Origin of the sequence: Novosphingobium sp. 1529, assembly GCF_040544855.1 — a bacterium.
GTDB lineage: Bacteria > Pseudomonadota > Alphaproteobacteria > Sphingomonadales > Sphingomonadaceae > Novosphingobium > Novosphingobium capsulatum.
On sequence record NZ_JBEPKW010000009.1, the window covers coordinates 15,645 to 30,198 of the forward strand.

Here is a 14,554-nt window from a genome sequence, read left to right on the forward strand (position 1 = left end):
GCGCGCGCTGCCGGGCGCCTATTGCTGGCATGTGTCTGCTTACCTGCCGGGCTGACAGAGTTTGCTGCAAGCGCCCGCTATTTGGCGCGCGAACAACTGCCAATTTGGATGAAATATTACACGAAAAACTGCGCCTTGTTGGCCAAATTCAGTTTGCGATCAGTTCGATAACGTAAAAGTTTACCAATTGGAAATTGGCCACCCGTAACCTCCAAGGTGTGGAGGGCGGATATGATCGATGATCGTACCAGCAGTATCAACGCGACTTGCCATCGCGCCGTAGCCGCATCGGGCCACGGTGCGATGCCTGCGCCGCCGCCGCGCACGATCGCTGCTCCCGCCATCGTTAGCATATGGCCCGCCGCCGCCCTGATGCTGGCCGGCGTGGCTGGCCTGGCCTGGGCCTCCGTCCCGCCGATCCAGCCGGGTGACCAGGTGGTGGTCATTGCTCCACCCGGTACCCCGCAGATACAGACTTTGGCCATGGTTGCCGGCGCGCAAGGCGCGCTGGTGGCACCGGGCCGCTTTGCCAATATCGCTATCGCCACGTCCCCCCGTGTGGATTTTCCTGCCGCACTGCGCCGAGAAGGGGCCTGGTTCATCTTCGCTTCGCCACGTCTGGCGGGCTGCCTCGGCGCTGCCAAGGAAGAAACGGCCCTATGACGATCCCCTCATCGCCGCGTTTCGTGCCCACTGCGTTATCCGCTCCGATGGTTGCGGCCGTGCCGCTACCGGCCACCGAACTGGATGACGTGCGCCACCGCTTCGGCCATTTTCTGGTCTATCTGCTGTGGGCGCACGTGCCGCTGCTGGCGGTCGTTGCCTGGCTGGCGGGCCAGTCGCCGATCGGGGCGGGCGTTGCTGGCGGCGTTCTGGCGCTCGCCTACCACCTGATGTGGTGGCGCCACGGCATTGCCCGGTCCACGCGCTATCTTTCCGCCGTGGCGCTGGTGGGCGAGCCGGCGCTGCTGCTGTTCCTGATGCAGGGCCATGCCTGGCAGATGGACATGCACATGTACTTCTTTGCCATGCTGGCGCTGACCATTGCCTGGTGCGATCGCGGCGCCATCCTGATGGCGGCCACGGCCACGGCGCTGCATCACCTCGTGCTGCTCTATGCCTTGCCCTATGCGGTCTTTCCCGGCGAGGGCAACATTGCCCGCGTGCTGCTTCACGCCGTGATCGTTGCATTCCAGACCGCGGTGCTGGTCTGGCTCAGCGACCGGCTGGTCGAATCCGTGCAGCGTGTCACCGCCATGGGCGAGGAAATCCGCGCCAAGAACCTGGCGCTGGAAGAACGCACCCGCGAGGCCGAGGATGCCACGCGCGCCAAGAGCATGTTCCTGGCCAACATGAGCCACGAAATCCGCACGCCGATGAACGCCATCCTGGGCTTTTGCCACCTGGCGCAGCGCACCGCGCTCAATCCCCGGCAGCAGGTCTATGTCGCGCGGATTGCCGATGCTGGCGCCTCGCTGCTGCGCCTGATCAACGACATTCTCGATTATTCCAAGAACGAGGCAGGCAAGCTCACGCTTGAGGCGCGGCCGTTCGATGTGCGCGCCACGGTGGAGCACCAGGCCCAGATGCTCAATCTCGATGCAGAGGCCAAGGGTGTGGCGCTGCGCGTTACCGTCGGCCCGCGCGTGCCGCAGATGGTGGTGGGCGATGAACTGCGCTTTGGCCAGGTCTTGCTCAACCTGCTCAGCAATGCGGTCAAGTTCACCGAAAAGGGCGTGGTCATGGTCGGCGTCGATCTGGTGGCGACGGGAGAGGGCACCGTCACCCTGGAATGCACCGTGCGCAATACCGGCATCGGCATGACCGCCGAAGCGCGCGACGCGCTGTTCACCTCGTTTACCCAGGCCGACAGTTCGATGACCCGGCGCTTTGGTGGCACCGGGCTGGGCCTGGCCATCTCGCGCCAGATTGTTGAGCAGATGGGCGGCGGCATCACCGTGGAAAGCACGCCCGGCATGGGCAGCGTGTTTACCTTCCGCGTGGTGATGGGCGATGCCGGCACGCTGGCCCGCGCCGGGCTGCTGCCGCCGCCGGGCCTGGCGGGCCTGCGCGTGCTTGCTGCCGATGACAATGCCGCCTCGCGCCAGATCGTGCACGAATTGTTGACCGGATGGAGCATGGCGGTCGATCTCGTTGCCTCGGGCGAGGAAGCCCTGGCAGCGATCGATGCAGCGGCCGCCGCCGGGCGTCCGTTCGATCTTGTCCTGCTCGACTGGAAGATGCCGGGCTTGAGCGGGATGGACACGGTCAAGGCCATGCGCACCCGCGTGCCGCATGGGCGCCTGCCGGCAACACTGCTGGTGACGGCCTATGGCGCCGACGAGTTCCTGGGGTCGGTCGATCGCGCCGATGTCGATGCGTTCCTCACCAAGCCTCTGCAACCACGCGCGCTGATCGAAACGCTGTGCGATCTGTTCCCCGAACGGGCTGAACGCGCGCCCGCCAAGGGCTCCGCTGCCGCGCCCGCGCCTGCGGCAATGGCAGACGCGGTGGCGCAGGCGCCAAGCCTGCCACAGCGCCTGTGCGGCCTGCGCGTGCTGCTGGCCGAAGACAACGAGATCAACCGCGAAATCGCCATGGAACTGCTCGGCGATGCCGGGCTCGAGGTGGACTGCGCCGAAAACGGCCGCATCGCCTGCGCCATGGTGGCGGCGCAGAACGGGGCCTATGCCGCTGTGCTGATGGATGTGCAGATGCCCGAGATGGACGGCATCGAAGCCACCGCGCGCATTCGTCGCACGTGGAGCGCCGACGCCTTGCCGATCATCGCGATGACGGCGCATGCCTATGACGAAGAACGCCAGCGGTGCCTTGACGCCGGCATGAACGATCATATCGCCAAGCCGGTTGAGCCTGCGCTGCTGGTTCGCACGCTGGAACGCTGGTTGCGCCGGCCCGATGCCGCGCCTGCCGGGGCAGTGGCCGGCCAGGGGACCGATGCCGCCTGGACCGGCCCTGTGGCAAACGACGCCGTGGCCAACGATGCGGCCGGCGCGTCCGAGGCGGTCTTGCCCGATCACCTGCCGCCCTTCGGCATTCCTGCGGCCCTGGCGCGGGTTAATGGCAAGCGCACGCTGTTGCTCAAGCTGATCGGCGATTTCGGCGATATCTATGCCGCCACGCCCGGTGCGCTGACCAGCCTGGTGGACGAAGGCCGCCTGGCCGAGGCGCGGCGCCTGGCCCATTCGCTCAAGGGCGTGGCCGGTTCGCTCGAACTGCCGCAGGTCCAGGCCGTGGCCGCGCGCATCGAGCGCTTGCTGGCCGCCGAACAGACCTTTGGCCTCGACCGCGAGATTGCCCTGCTGGCCCGCGAACTGGCCCCGGCGATCGAGGCGGCGCGCAGCCTGGCGCCACCGCTTCCGGCTCATGTCCCGTCGATCACGGAGGCAGATGGCTCGTGCGCAGATGCCGGCGCCGTTGCCCAGGCGCGCGACGGGCTGATCGATCTGGTGCAGCGGCGCAGCCTGGCGGCGCGGGCTGCCTTTGTCGTCTATGCTGATGCGCTGGGCCTGCCCGAGCCGGCGCGCCAGGGCCATCCGGTGCGCCAGGCGCTGGAACGGCTCGACTATGGCCGCGCGCTGGCCCTGCTCGAAGCAGAAGGCAGCCTTGCCGATGATGCGCCGATACAGGGGGCCGTTGCCTAATGGGCCAGGCGCTTCCCCCCTTGTCGCGGCGCGGTCTGGTGATGATCGTCGACGATGAAATCGCCAATATCGAGATCATCAATGCCGTGCTCGAAGACGAATACGACGTCTGCTTTGCCCTGTCGGGGCAAGAGGCGCTGGATCTGGCGCGCACCGCGCAGCCCGATCTCATCCTGCTCGATGTGCTGATGCCGGGCATGGATGGCTTTGCCGTCTGTGCCGCGCTCAAGCAGGATGCCACGCTGACCGATGTGCCGGTGATCTTCACCACCGGCCTGGGGGACAGCGAGGACGAGATGCGCGGTCTGTCGCTGGGCGCGATCGACTATGTGACCAAGCCGGTGCAGCCGCCGATCCTGCGCGCGCGGGTGGCCAATCATGTTGAACTCAAGCGCCTGCGCGATCAACTGGCACGGATGGCGGTGACCGATGCGCTCACCGGCTTGTCCAATCGCCGGCACCTGGAACGCACGCTGGAGGTGGAGACCACGCGGCTGGCGCGGCAGCAGGAATGGCTGTCGGTGGTCATGCTCGATATCGACTTCTTCAAGCAGTTCAACGATGCCTATGGCCACCCGGCCGGCGACCGCTGCATTGCCATGGTCGCCGCCGCGCTCACCCGCGCGGTGCGCCGTGCGACCGATCTTTCGGCCCGCTATGGCGGGGAAGAGTTCGTCTGCGTGCTGCCCGGCGCAGACCTGGCCACGGCCCAATCCGTTGCGGCCGAGATCGGGCGCCAGGTGCGCCAGCTGGGTATTCCGCACGCGCGATCGGGCGTGGATGCGTTCGTCACGGTCAGCATCGGCATCGCCAGTGCGCGCAGCGTCGCCGGGGCCAAGCCGCAGGAGTGGATCGATATGGCTGATGCGCAGCTCTATCGCAGCAAGAGCGAGGGCCGCAATCGCATCACCGCGACCGTGTTCGAACATGGCCTGCCCGGGCATGGTCAACCCGCGGGCAACGATCGCGCGGCCTATCCGACCGCGCAACTTGGCCTTCGCGCCACAGGCTGATCGCCGCGGCGCGGGCGGCGCACTGTCCAGGCCGCGCTTGCCAGCTGCTTTCCCGGCAGGCTGATCTCGTTTCATTGCCCTTTGTCACGGCTGGCAACGCCGGGTGCTTGACAAAGTGAACGTTCACGCGCATGCGTCATCACAGTTGAGAACGTTCACAAGCCGGACGCAAAGCGCCGGGTGAAAACGGGGAGAGGGATCTGATGAGCACACGTTGCCATTCTTTGCGCGCGCGCCTGGTACTGGGGGCTTCGGTCATGGCCGTGGGCCTGGCAGCCAATCCGGCCTTGGCGCAGGACACCGCCGGCGCGGCATCGGCCGCCCAGCCGGCCGCCAATCCGCAAGCTGCCACCGAAGCGCCGGAAAACGCCATCGTCGTCACCGGCATCCGTGCCAGCCTTTCGGCCGCTGCCAATATCAAGCGCAGCGCCCAGGGCGTGGTCGATGCGATTTCGGCCGAAGACATGGGCAAGTTCCCCGACACCAACCTGGCCGAATCGCTTCAGCGCATCACCGGCGTGTCGATCGACCGCTCCAACGGCGAAGGCTCTACCGTTACCGTTCGTGGCTTTGGCCCCGAATTCAACCTGGTGCTGCTCAACGGCCGGCAGATGCCCACGTCCAGCCTGGGCGATGGCGCCAGCGCGCCGTCCACGCGCAGCTTCGATTTCGCCAACTTGGCATCCGAAGGCGTGGCTGGGGTCGAAGTCTACAAGTCCGGCCGGGCCACGCTGCCCACCGGCGGCATCGGTTCGACGATCAACATCAAGACCCCGCGCCCGCTCGATCGGCCCGGCCTGCATGGCAGCCTGGCGATCAAGGGCATGATCGATACCTCGCGCAACGAAGGCAGCCCGATCACGCCAGAAGTGTCGGGCATCATCAGCGACACCTTTGCCGACGGCAAAGTGGGCGTGCTGGTCACCGGCGTGTGGCAAAAGCGCAAGGCGAGCAACAACCAGGCCAATGTCGGCTGGCGCGATGGCTATCTCGGATCGGAAAACAACTGGGGCTCGCTGCCGCAGCAGGGCGATCCGCGCTATGCCAACATCGTCAACCGGCCCGGCCCCAACGATGTCTATCAGGTGCCGCAGAACGCCAGCTATGACATTACCGACATCGATCGCGAGCGCATCAACGGCCAGCTCGTGCTGCAACTGCGCCCCACCGATACGCTGACCGCCACGTTCGACTATACCTATTCCCAGAACACCGTGCGCGCGCGCACCAACAGCGTGGGCATCTGGTTCAACTTCAACGACGTTTCCAGCCAGTGGACCGATGGCCCGGTGGCCGGCCCGGTGTTCTATGCCGAACACTTCGGCGCCAACGAAGGCAAGGACCTGTCGTATAGCGCGGCGCTTACCGAAAACCGCTCGATCAACCGCTCGATCGGCGGCAACCTCAAGTGGGACGGCATCGATCGCCTGACGCTGGAGTTGGACGCGCATCATTCGACGGCCGAATCCAAGCCCAACAATCCCTATGGCACCAGCGTGTCGGTGGGCTCTGCGGTGTTCGGCATCGCCAACCAGAAGATCGATTTTACCCACGATCTGCCGGTCATTTCGGTGGGCATGAACCCGGGCATCGATGCGCTCGATCCGGCCAATATCACGCCCACGGGCAATGCCTTCCGCAACGCCTATTTCCGTGACGAGATCAACGAGGCGCGGCTTTCGGGCCAGTTCAAGTTCGACAGCGGGGTGATCGACAGCCTCGATTTTGGCGCGGACTACACCGAGAACAAGGTGCGTTCGGCCTATGGCTATATCCAGCATGATACCTGGGGTGGCTCGCTGCCGGCCAGCCAGACGCCTGATGACCTGTTCAGCCTGGTTTCGGTGCCGGACAAGTTCAAGGGCGTTTCGGGCGCCAACGATCCCAACATCATCAAGCAGTTCTACAGCTTCAACTTCGAGAAGATGGTGAGCCTGCTCGATAGCAAGAACCAGATCTGCGGCGGCACCGGCAATTGCCTGGCGCCTTACACCGTCGATCGCCGCATCAAGGAACGCACGATCGCGCCTTATGTGCAGGTGAACACCAAGTTCGACCTGCTCGGTCGCGAGGCGCATTTCCGTGCTGGCCTGCGCTATGAAAACACCCGCGTCACCTCGTCGGCGCTGGTGCCGGTGCCCACCGGCACGCAGTGGGTCTCGGCCAACGAATTCGGCCTGATCTATGGCGGTGACAGCGCGTTCACCACCTTTGCCGGCAGCTATGACAACTTCCTGCCCGCGTTCGACTTTGACATGCAGCCCGCGCGCAACGTCAAGTTCCGTGCGTCCTACAGCCACACCATCACGCGGGCCGATTATGCCAGCCTCCAGGGTGGCCGCACGCTGGACCAGCTGTTCCGCATCGGCGGTGGCACCGGCAGCCAGGGCAATCCGGGCCTGATGCCCTACAAGTCGAAGAACATCGATGTCAGCCTCGAATGGTATTACGCGCCGACGAGCTATGTCTCGGTGGGCTTCTTCCACAAGGGCGTGTCGAATTTCATCTCGTCAGCCCGCGTCGACAGCCCGGCCTTCGGCCTGACCAACCCGGCCAATGGCCCGCGTTACCAGGCGGCGATTTCCGCGCTGGGGGCTGATGCCAGCACGGCGGCGATCCGCAACTACATCTTCACCCATTACCCTGAAAGCTCGCAGATCACCGGCACCGATGCCACCGGCAACCTGACGGGCAACATCTTTGGCACGCCTCAGGACGCGGCGGTCAATTTCCAGATCGCCACGCCGGTCAATTCCTCGCAGACCGCCACGCTTTATGGCTGGGAATTTGCCATCCAGCACTCGTTCTGGAACACCGGTTTCGGTGCAATCCTGAACTATACGATCGTGCGCGGCGATGCGACCTACGACAACACCAAGCCGTCGAGCGTCACGCAGTTCGCGCTGACCGGGCTGTCTGACAGTGCCAACGCGGTGCTGTTCTATGACAAGCACGGGCTGCAGGCGCGCGTTGCCTACAACTGGCGCGCGCAGTTCCTCTCGGGCACGGGGCCCAACCCCTATTATGTCGAGCCTTATGGCCAGGTCGATGCCAGCGCCAGCTGGGAATTCCGCAAGGGCTTCACCGTCTTTGCCGATGCCATCAACCTGACCAACCAGGGCCGGCGTGGGCACCTGCGGTCTGACAACAACGTGTTCTTCGCCTCCAGCGGCTATGCCCGCTATTCGGCTGGTTTCCGCGTCAACTTCTGACGCGGCCCTCCCCATCCGGCCGGGCGACACTGCCCGTCAGCCCGGCCGGATGGCCCTCTTTTCAACGCACTTGCCTGTGGCAGTGGGCGATGAAACAAGGGGGCAGGATTGGAAGAGCCACAAGAGAGAGGACGCCCGCACCGTGACCAGCAGCAGCCACGCCCTGCTCGACAATGCCAGCCATCGCGATCTTGCCGTGGGCACCACCGCCGGGGCGCAATGGGGCGACGGGGTAATGGGATGCCTGGTCGTCCCTTCGGAATTTCGCGCGGTGGCCGCGCACTATCCCATCGTCTTTCGCCGCGACGGGCAGAGCGGGCAGTTTGCTGCGCTGGCCCTGTTCGGTTTTGATCAGGGCGAGAACCTGTTCCTGGCCGGCGATCGCTGGGACGCGGCCTACGTGCCTTTGGCCCACGCCGTGCAGCCGTTCCTGATCGGCCGCACCCGCGATGAAGACGAAGTGCCCCAGGTGCATATCGATCTGGCCCATGCCCGCGTCGGAGCACCCGGTGGGCAGCGGCTGTTCGATGACGCCGGTGCCCCGACGCCCTATCTCGCCGCCAAGGCAGAGCAACTGGGCGCGCTCGACGCTGGCTGGCGCGCCACGCCGGCGTTTCTCGCCGCGCTCGAACACCATGGCCTGCTCGAACCCTTCACGCTCGATGTGCCCCTGGCCGAAGGCTCCACCCGCAGCCTGGTGGGCTATCACATCATTGCCGAAGATCGCCTGGCCGCGCTGGATGGCGCGGCGCTGGGCGAACTCAACGCCCAGGGCTATCTGCTGCCGATCTACATGGCGGTGGCCGCGCTTGGGCGCTTTGCCGATCTGATGGCGCGCCTTGGCCGTGCCTGAAGGCCTTCCTTGCGTGGCAGAGGTGGCGCTGGCCGATCATGGCGGCGCTCTCGATGCCGTGCTGGCCGCCGCCACAACGCCCTGCGTGGTGCGCGGCCTGGCAGCGCATTGGCCGCTGGTACAGGCCGGGCGCGACAGCGCCGCGGCGGCGCGCGCCCACCTTGCCAGCCACGCCCGGCCACGCGCCTTCACCGTGTCGCTGGCCCCGCCGCAAGCCGGCGGGCGCCTGTTCTATGACCAGGCGATGCAGGTCAATTTCCAGACCGTGCAGGAACCGCTCGATGCCATCTGGGCGCGCTTTGCCGCGGCCGAACAGGCGGCAGACGGGCGCGCGATCTACATGGGATCGATCGATATTCCCGGCTGGTTCGAAGGATTGGACGAGGCCAATCCGATGCCGCTGGAGGCAGGGCTGCCAGCCACGCAAGATGCACTGGCCAGCGTGTGGATCGGCACCGCCAGCCGCGTTGCCGTGCACAACGATTTTCCCCACAACCTGGCCGTCTGCGCCGTGGGGCAGCGGCGCTTCACGCTGTTTCCGCCCGATCAGTTCGCCAATCTCTATCTCGGCCCGTTGGACAACACCCCGGCCGGCCGCGCCGTCAGCATGGTCGATCCCGATGCGCCCGATCTGCTGCGCCATCCCGGCTATGCCACCGCGCTGGCCCATGCCCAGGTGGCCGATCTGGCACCGGGCGACGCGCTGTTCATTCCCAGCGGCTGGTATCATGCGGTCGATGCGCTGGCGCCGTTCAACGTGCTGGTCAACTATTGGTGGCGCGATACGCCGCGCTGGCTGGGCCAGCCGCAGGATGCGCTGATCCATGCGATCCTCGCCATCCGCGATCTGCCGCCGGCAGAGCGTGCGCAGTGGCACGCCCTGTTCGATCACTATGCCTTTTCCGGTGGAGAGGCCGCGCGGGCCCATCTGCCGCCCGCCGGGCAGGGCATTCTCGCCCCGCTCGATGCCGCTGCCGCCGGGCGCATCCGTGCCTTCCTGCTCAGGAGTCTCAGCCGATGACCGATAGACCCTTGCGTATCGTCGTGGCCGGTGGCGGCACCGCCGGATGGATGACCGCCGCCGCGCTGGCGCGCACGCTGGGCCCGGTCGCAACGGTCACACTGGTGGAAAGCGAGGCAATTGGCACGGTGGGCGTGGGCGAAAGCACCATTCCGCCGCTGGTCGCCTACAACCGCCTGCTCAATATTGCCGAGGCCGATTTCATGCGTGCCACCTCGGCCACGTTCAAGCTGGGCATCGCGTTCGAAAACTGGAAGGCGCCGGGCGAAAGCTATTTCCATTCGTTTGGCGGCACCGGCCGCGATCACTGGAGCGCTGGGTTCCAGCATTTCTGGCTGCACGGGCTCGCGCGCGGGCATGCCGCCCCCTATGGCGACTATTGCCTGGAACTGATGGCGGCCCAGGCCGGGCGCTTTGCCCATCTGCCCGATGGGCGGATGAACTATGCCTACCAGCTCGATTCCGGGCGCTATGCCGCGTTCCTGCGCCGCCTGGCCGAGGGCGACGGCGCCACCCGGATCGAGGGGCGCATCGCCCGCGTCGAACTGGACGGTGACAGCGGGGAAATCGCTGCGCTGCACCTGGACGGTGATCGCCGCGTGGAAGGCGATCTCTTTGTCGATTGCACCGGTTTCCGCGCGCTGCTGATCGAAGGCGCGCTGCACGCCGGCTTTGACGATTGGACGCATTGGCTGCCATGCGACCGCGCCATTGCCGTGCAAACCGCCAGTGTGCGCCCGCCCGTGCCCTATACCCGCGCCATTGCCCACGATGCCGGCTGGCAATGGCGCATCCCGCTGCAGCATCGCCAGGGCAACGGCATCGTCTGGTGCAGCCGCTATCTCGATGAAGACCAGGCGCTCGACCGCCTGCTGTCGAGCGTGGAAGGGCAGGTCCTGACCGAGCCCAACCGCATCCGCTTCACCACCGGGGCACGGCGCCGGCAGTGGGTGAAGAACTGCGTGGCGGTGGGCCTGTCGGGCGGGTTCATGGAGCCGCTCGAATCCACCTCGATCCACCTGATCCAGCGCGCGGTGCTGCGCCTGTTGCGGCTGCTGCCGGTGGGCACGCGGCCCGATCCAGCCGATATTGCCGAATTCAACGAACAGCAGTGGGCCGACATGGTCCAGATCCGCGATTTCCTGATCCTGCACTACAAGGCCACCGAGCGGCGCGACAGCCCGTTCTGGCGCCACTGCGCGGGGATGGAGGTGCCGGAAAGCCTGTCGCATCGGATGGATCTGTTCGCCCGCACCGGCCGGGTGTTCCGCAAGAATGAGGAACTGTTCGCCGAAAACAGCTGGGTGCAGGTGATGATGGGGCAGGGCATCACGCCGGCCGCCTATCATCCCGTCGCGGCCAAGCTGCGCGATGATGAACTGGAACGGCTGCTTGCTAGCCTCCGCCGCGAAGTGGCCGATACCGTACAGGGCCTGCCCGGGCACGCCGCCTATGTCGATCACTATTGCGGCGCGCGCACCGGGGCTGCTGCATGAGCCTGGCGCTTGTCCTGCTGGCCGCCGGTGCTGCCGCCGCCACGCCGGCACACGCCGCACCATCGCCACCGGGGCCCGGCTGGCACCTGGTCTGGGCTGACGAGTTTAACGGCACCGGCATCGATCTCACGCGCTGGACGCTGGCCGATGATTGCTGGGGCGGCGGCAACCAGGAACGGCAGTGCTATACGCCGCGCGCCACCAATGCCCATGTCGCCCACGGCCAACTGGTGATTACCGCGCGCAAGCAGGCCTGGCGCGGCCCCACCTATCCGCAAGACTTGCGCGACAGCGCGGAAAAGGCGGCGGCGCGGGCGGAAAAGCCGTTCACCTCGGCCCGGCTCAGCACCAAGGGCAAGGCGGCATGGCGCTATGGCCGGGTGGAGGTCCGCGCCAAGCTGCCTGGCGGGCAGGGTAGCTGGCCGGCGATCTGGATGCTGCCGGCCCACGATCGCTATGGCCATTGGGCCGCCTCGGGCGAGATCGACATTCTGGAAACCGTCAACCTCGGCGTGCCTTGCGCAGGCTGTACCGCGGGGCGCGAAGACCATGCCCTGGGCACGATCCATTTCGGCGGCGTGCCCCCGGCCAACCGCCATATCGGATCGGAAACCCCGATTCCCGCCCCGGTCGATGGCTATCATGTCTATGCCGTGGATTGGGCGCCCGGCGCCATCACCTGGAGCATCGATGGCGTGCCCTATGAAACCCGCCATGCCGGCGAATGGTCCACCACCGGCAGCGCCGATCCCCTGGCGCCGTTCGATCAGCCGTTCTACCTCGTGCTCAACCTTGCCATCGGCGGCGGCCTGCCCGAAAGCCGCAACGGCGGCGGGGTGGACAGCAGCGGCTTTCCGCGCACGATGATGGTGGATTGGGTTCATGTCTGGCAAAGCGATGCCGCTGCGGCTGCCCCCGCCGCCGCGCAGTAAAGGATAGCAGCAGGATGGCGCGCCGCCGTCAGACCGTGACGATCAAGCATGTCGCCGCCGATGCCGGGGTCTCGCTGCAGACCGTCAGCCGGGTGATCAACAACGAGCCCAACGTGCGCCCCGAAATGCAGGAGCGCGTGCGCGAGGCGATTGCCCGCCTGGGCTATGTCCCCTCGATCGCGGCCCAGCGGATGAGCGGCTCGCGCTCGTACCTGATCCTGGCGCTCAACGATCGCACGCGCACCATCGCCGATTGGCGCGCACGCCAGGGCAGCGACTGGGTGGACCAGATGCTTCTGGGCGGCATGCTCAAGTGTGCCGAACACGGCTATCGCATGATCTTCGAACTGGTCGATACCCACAACGACCATGTCGAGCGCGAACTGCTGGCCGCGATCGCCGCGTTGCAGCCCGATGGCGTGGTCCTGACGCCGCCCCATTCCGACAATCCGCTGATCGTGGGCGTGCTGACGCGCCAGGGCATCCCGTTTGCCCGCATCGGTTCGCTGGGGCAGGGCGGGGGCATCCCGTTGATCATGGATGACGAAGGCTCGGCACGAAAGGCCACGCAGGCGCTGATCGATCTGGGCCACCGCCGTATCGGCTTCATCGCTGGCGACGCGGAATACAGTCTCAGCCAGTGGCGCGTGGAAGGCTGGCGTGTGGCGATGGCCGATGCCGGCCTGCCCACGCAGGGCCTTTTGGCGCAAAGCGATTTCAGCTTTGCCATGGGCGCACAGGCGGCGCGCGACCTGCTGGGCCAGGCGCAGGCGCCCACCGCGATCATCGCCAGCAACGATCAGACCGCGCTGGCGAGCCTCGATGTCGCCCATGCCCTGGGCCTGGCCGTGCCCGATGACCTCTCGCTGATCAGCTTCGACAATACCCCGGTGGTGCGCTTTGCCCGCCCGGCATTGAGCGCGGTGGATCAACCGGTGGCGGAGACCGTGGCGCGCGCGGTCGATCTGATCATCGCCGCGCAGCGCGATGGCACGGTGCCCGATGGCCCGGTGGTCGTGCCCGCAGGCCTGGTGATGCGCGAATCCGTGGCGGTGGCGCCGCGTGGCTGAGGCGGCCATCCCGGTGGCCGGCCAACACCCCGGCCCGGGCCACGGCGATTGGCCGTTCCTGCTGTGTTATGCCCTGGCCTGGGCCGGGGCAGTGGCCGGCTATGGTCCGCTGCTCACGCTGCTGCTGCCGCTGCGCGTGGCAGAGCTGGCCGGGCCAGCGGCCGTGCCGTGGCTCGCCACGCTGACGTTCATCGGCGCGGTCTCGGCCAGCCTCACCAATATCGCCTGGGGCTGGGCCAGCGATCGCACCGCCAATCGCCGGGGCTGGGTGGCGGCCGGGCTGGTGCTGTCGTGCGCGTTGCTGCTCGCCATGCCGCTGGCGACCACGCTGCCGGCGCTGATCATGGTCGTGGTGGCGTGGCAGGCCGCGCTCAACATGGTGCTGGGTCCGTTGGCCGCCTGGGCGGGCGATTGCGTGCCCGATCGCCACAAGGGGGTGCTCGGTGGCCTGCTGGCCTTTGCCCCGGCGTGGTCGGGCACGATGGGCGCGCTGGTCACCTTGCCCGGCCTCCATTCCGGGCCGGGCGTGGGGTTTGCCACCCGCGTGAGCGTGCTGGCGGTGATCGTTGCGCTGTCCATCCTGCCACTGCTGCTGATCAGCCCACGGCTCACTCCGCTGCCGGAACCGGCGCCGCTGCCCGATCCTGGCGCGGCGCCGCGTGCGCTGCCGGTGCGGCGCATGTGGCTGGCGCGGCTGCTGGTGCAACTGGCCGAAGCCACGCTGTTTGCTTTCATTGCCTATTGGTTCCTGGCGATCGATCCCACCATGCATGCGGCCACCATGGCGCGCATCTATGGCCTGCTGCTGGCGCTGTCGGTGCCGCTGGCGCTGGTGGTCGGGCATTGGGCCGATCGCCGCGCCCGTCCCTGGCGCCCGCTGGCCGCGCTGGCGGGCCTGGTCGCAGTGGGGCTGGTGATCATGGCGCTGGCGCCGGGCAGGGGGGTGGCGCTGGCCGGCTATGCCCTGTTCGCCCTGGCCATGGCCGTGTTCCTGGCGCTCCATGCGGGGCAGACGCTGCGTGTACTGCCCCGGCCGGATCGGCGTGGCCGCGATCTTGGGCTGTTCAACCTGACCAACACGTTTCCCTCGCTGATCGTGCCGTGGCTGGCAGTGGGCCTGGTGCCCACGCTCGGCTTTGGCGCGCTGTTCCTGGTCCTGGCGGCTTGCGCTGGGCTGGCGGCACTTTTGCTGCTGTCCATCCGCCAGGCCTGACGCACCACACAAGCAGTTGATCTGGCCGGCCTACCGTGTCAGAAACCGAAATTGAGAACGTTCACAAGTAATCTGCCCG

The 14,554-nt window shown here is 66.8% G+C and carries 10 protein-coding genes; all 10 read left to right on the plus strand.

Annotation, left to right across the window (positions count from 1 at the left end; translation table 11 throughout):
- Window positions 1–231: 231 nt before the first annotated feature.
- The 10 genes from ABIC78_RS15770 (at window position 232) to ABIC78_RS15815 (ending at window position 14,475) form a co-directional block, all read left to right on the plus strand.
- The gene (locus ABIC78_RS15770; protein WP_354490690.1) at window positions 232–663 is read left to right on the plus strand and encodes a hypothetical protein; all 432 of its coding nucleotides are present in this window, start codon (window positions 232–234) and stop codon (window positions 661–663) included.
- On the plus strand, window positions 660–3,665 hold the full coding sequence (locus ABIC78_RS15775) for a response regulator (RefSeq protein WP_354490692.1): 3,006 nt from the start codon (window positions 660–662) through the stop codon (window positions 3,663–3,665). The genes ABIC78_RS15770 and ABIC78_RS15775 overlap by 4 nt, the downstream gene beginning before the upstream one ends.
- A 20-nt stretch (window positions 3,666–3,685) precedes the next feature.
- Window positions 3,686–4,678, plus strand: coding sequence for a diguanylate cyclase (locus tag ABIC78_RS15780; RefSeq protein ID WP_354490694.1), 993 nt, complete (start codon window positions 3,686–3,688; stop codon window positions 4,676–4,678).
- A gap of 203 nt (window positions 4,679–4,881) precedes the next feature.
- On the plus strand, window positions 4,882–7,890 hold the full coding sequence (locus ABIC78_RS15785; RefSeq protein WP_354490696.1) for a TonB-dependent receptor: 3,009 nt from the start codon (window positions 4,882–4,884) through the stop codon (window positions 7,888–7,890).
- Window positions 7,891–8,032: 142 nt separating this feature from the next.
- A complete protein-coding gene (locus tag ABIC78_RS15790; RefSeq protein WP_354490698.1) occupies window positions 8,033–8,743 on the plus strand; it encodes a SapC family protein in 711 nt (236 codons plus the stop codon).
- On the plus strand, window positions 8,736–9,764 hold the full coding sequence (locus tag ABIC78_RS15795; RefSeq protein WP_354490699.1) for a cupin-like domain-containing protein: 1,029 nt from the start codon (window positions 8,736–8,738) through the stop codon (window positions 9,762–9,764). The genes ABIC78_RS15790 and ABIC78_RS15795 overlap by 8 nt, the downstream gene beginning before the upstream one ends.
- Window positions 9,761–11,260: a tryptophan halogenase family protein gene (locus tag ABIC78_RS15800; protein WP_354490701.1), complete on the plus strand. Its 1,500-nt coding sequence runs from the start codon at window positions 9,761–9,763 to the stop codon at window positions 11,258–11,260. Before ABIC78_RS15795 ends, ABIC78_RS15800 begins: the two co-directional genes overlap by 4 nt.
- Window positions 11,257–12,192: a glycoside hydrolase family 16 protein gene (locus ABIC78_RS15805; protein WP_354490703.1), complete on the plus strand. Its 936-nt coding sequence runs from the start codon at window positions 11,257–11,259 to the stop codon at window positions 12,190–12,192. The genes ABIC78_RS15800 and ABIC78_RS15805 overlap by 4 nt, the downstream gene beginning before the upstream one ends.
- A 14-nt stretch (window positions 12,193–12,206) precedes the next feature.
- Complete coding sequence (locus tag ABIC78_RS15810) at window positions 12,207–13,262, plus strand: LacI family DNA-binding transcriptional regulator (protein WP_354490705.1); 1,056 nt, start codon at window positions 12,207–12,209, stop codon at window positions 13,260–13,262.
- Window positions 13,255–14,475 (plus strand): MFS transporter, encoded by a 1,221-nt coding sequence (locus ABIC78_RS15815; RefSeq protein ID WP_354490707.1) that lies wholly within the window; start codon window positions 13,255–13,257, stop codon window positions 14,473–14,475. Before ABIC78_RS15810 ends, ABIC78_RS15815 begins: the two co-directional genes overlap by 8 nt.
- Window positions 14,476–14,554: the final 79 nt, after the last annotated feature.

Excerpts from the sequence above, each read along its gene's own strand:
- ABIC78_RS15775 (WP_354490692.1), top strand. The coding sequence starts at position 660 with ATGACGATCCCCTCATCGCCGCGTTTCGTGCCCACTGCGTTATCCGCT.
- ABIC78_RS15810 (WP_354490705.1), top strand. The coding sequence starts at position 12,207 with ATGGCGCGCCGCCGTCAGACCGTGACGATCAAGCATGTCGCCGCCGAT.
- ABIC78_RS15805 (WP_354490703.1), top strand. The coding sequence starts at position 11,257 with ATGAGCCTGGCGCTTGTCCTGCTGGCCGCCGGTGCTGCCGCCGCCACG.
- ABIC78_RS15800 (WP_354490701.1), top strand. The coding sequence starts at position 9,761 with ATGACCGATAGACCCTTGCGTATCGTCGTGGCCGGTGGCGGCACCGCC.
- ABIC78_RS15785 (WP_354490696.1), top strand. The coding sequence starts at position 4,882 with ATGAGCACACGTTGCCATTCTTTGCGCGCGCGCCTGGTACTGGGGGCT.
- ABIC78_RS15770 (WP_354490690.1), top strand. The coding sequence starts at position 232 with ATGATCGATGATCGTACCAGCAGTATCAACGCGACTTGCCATCGCGCC.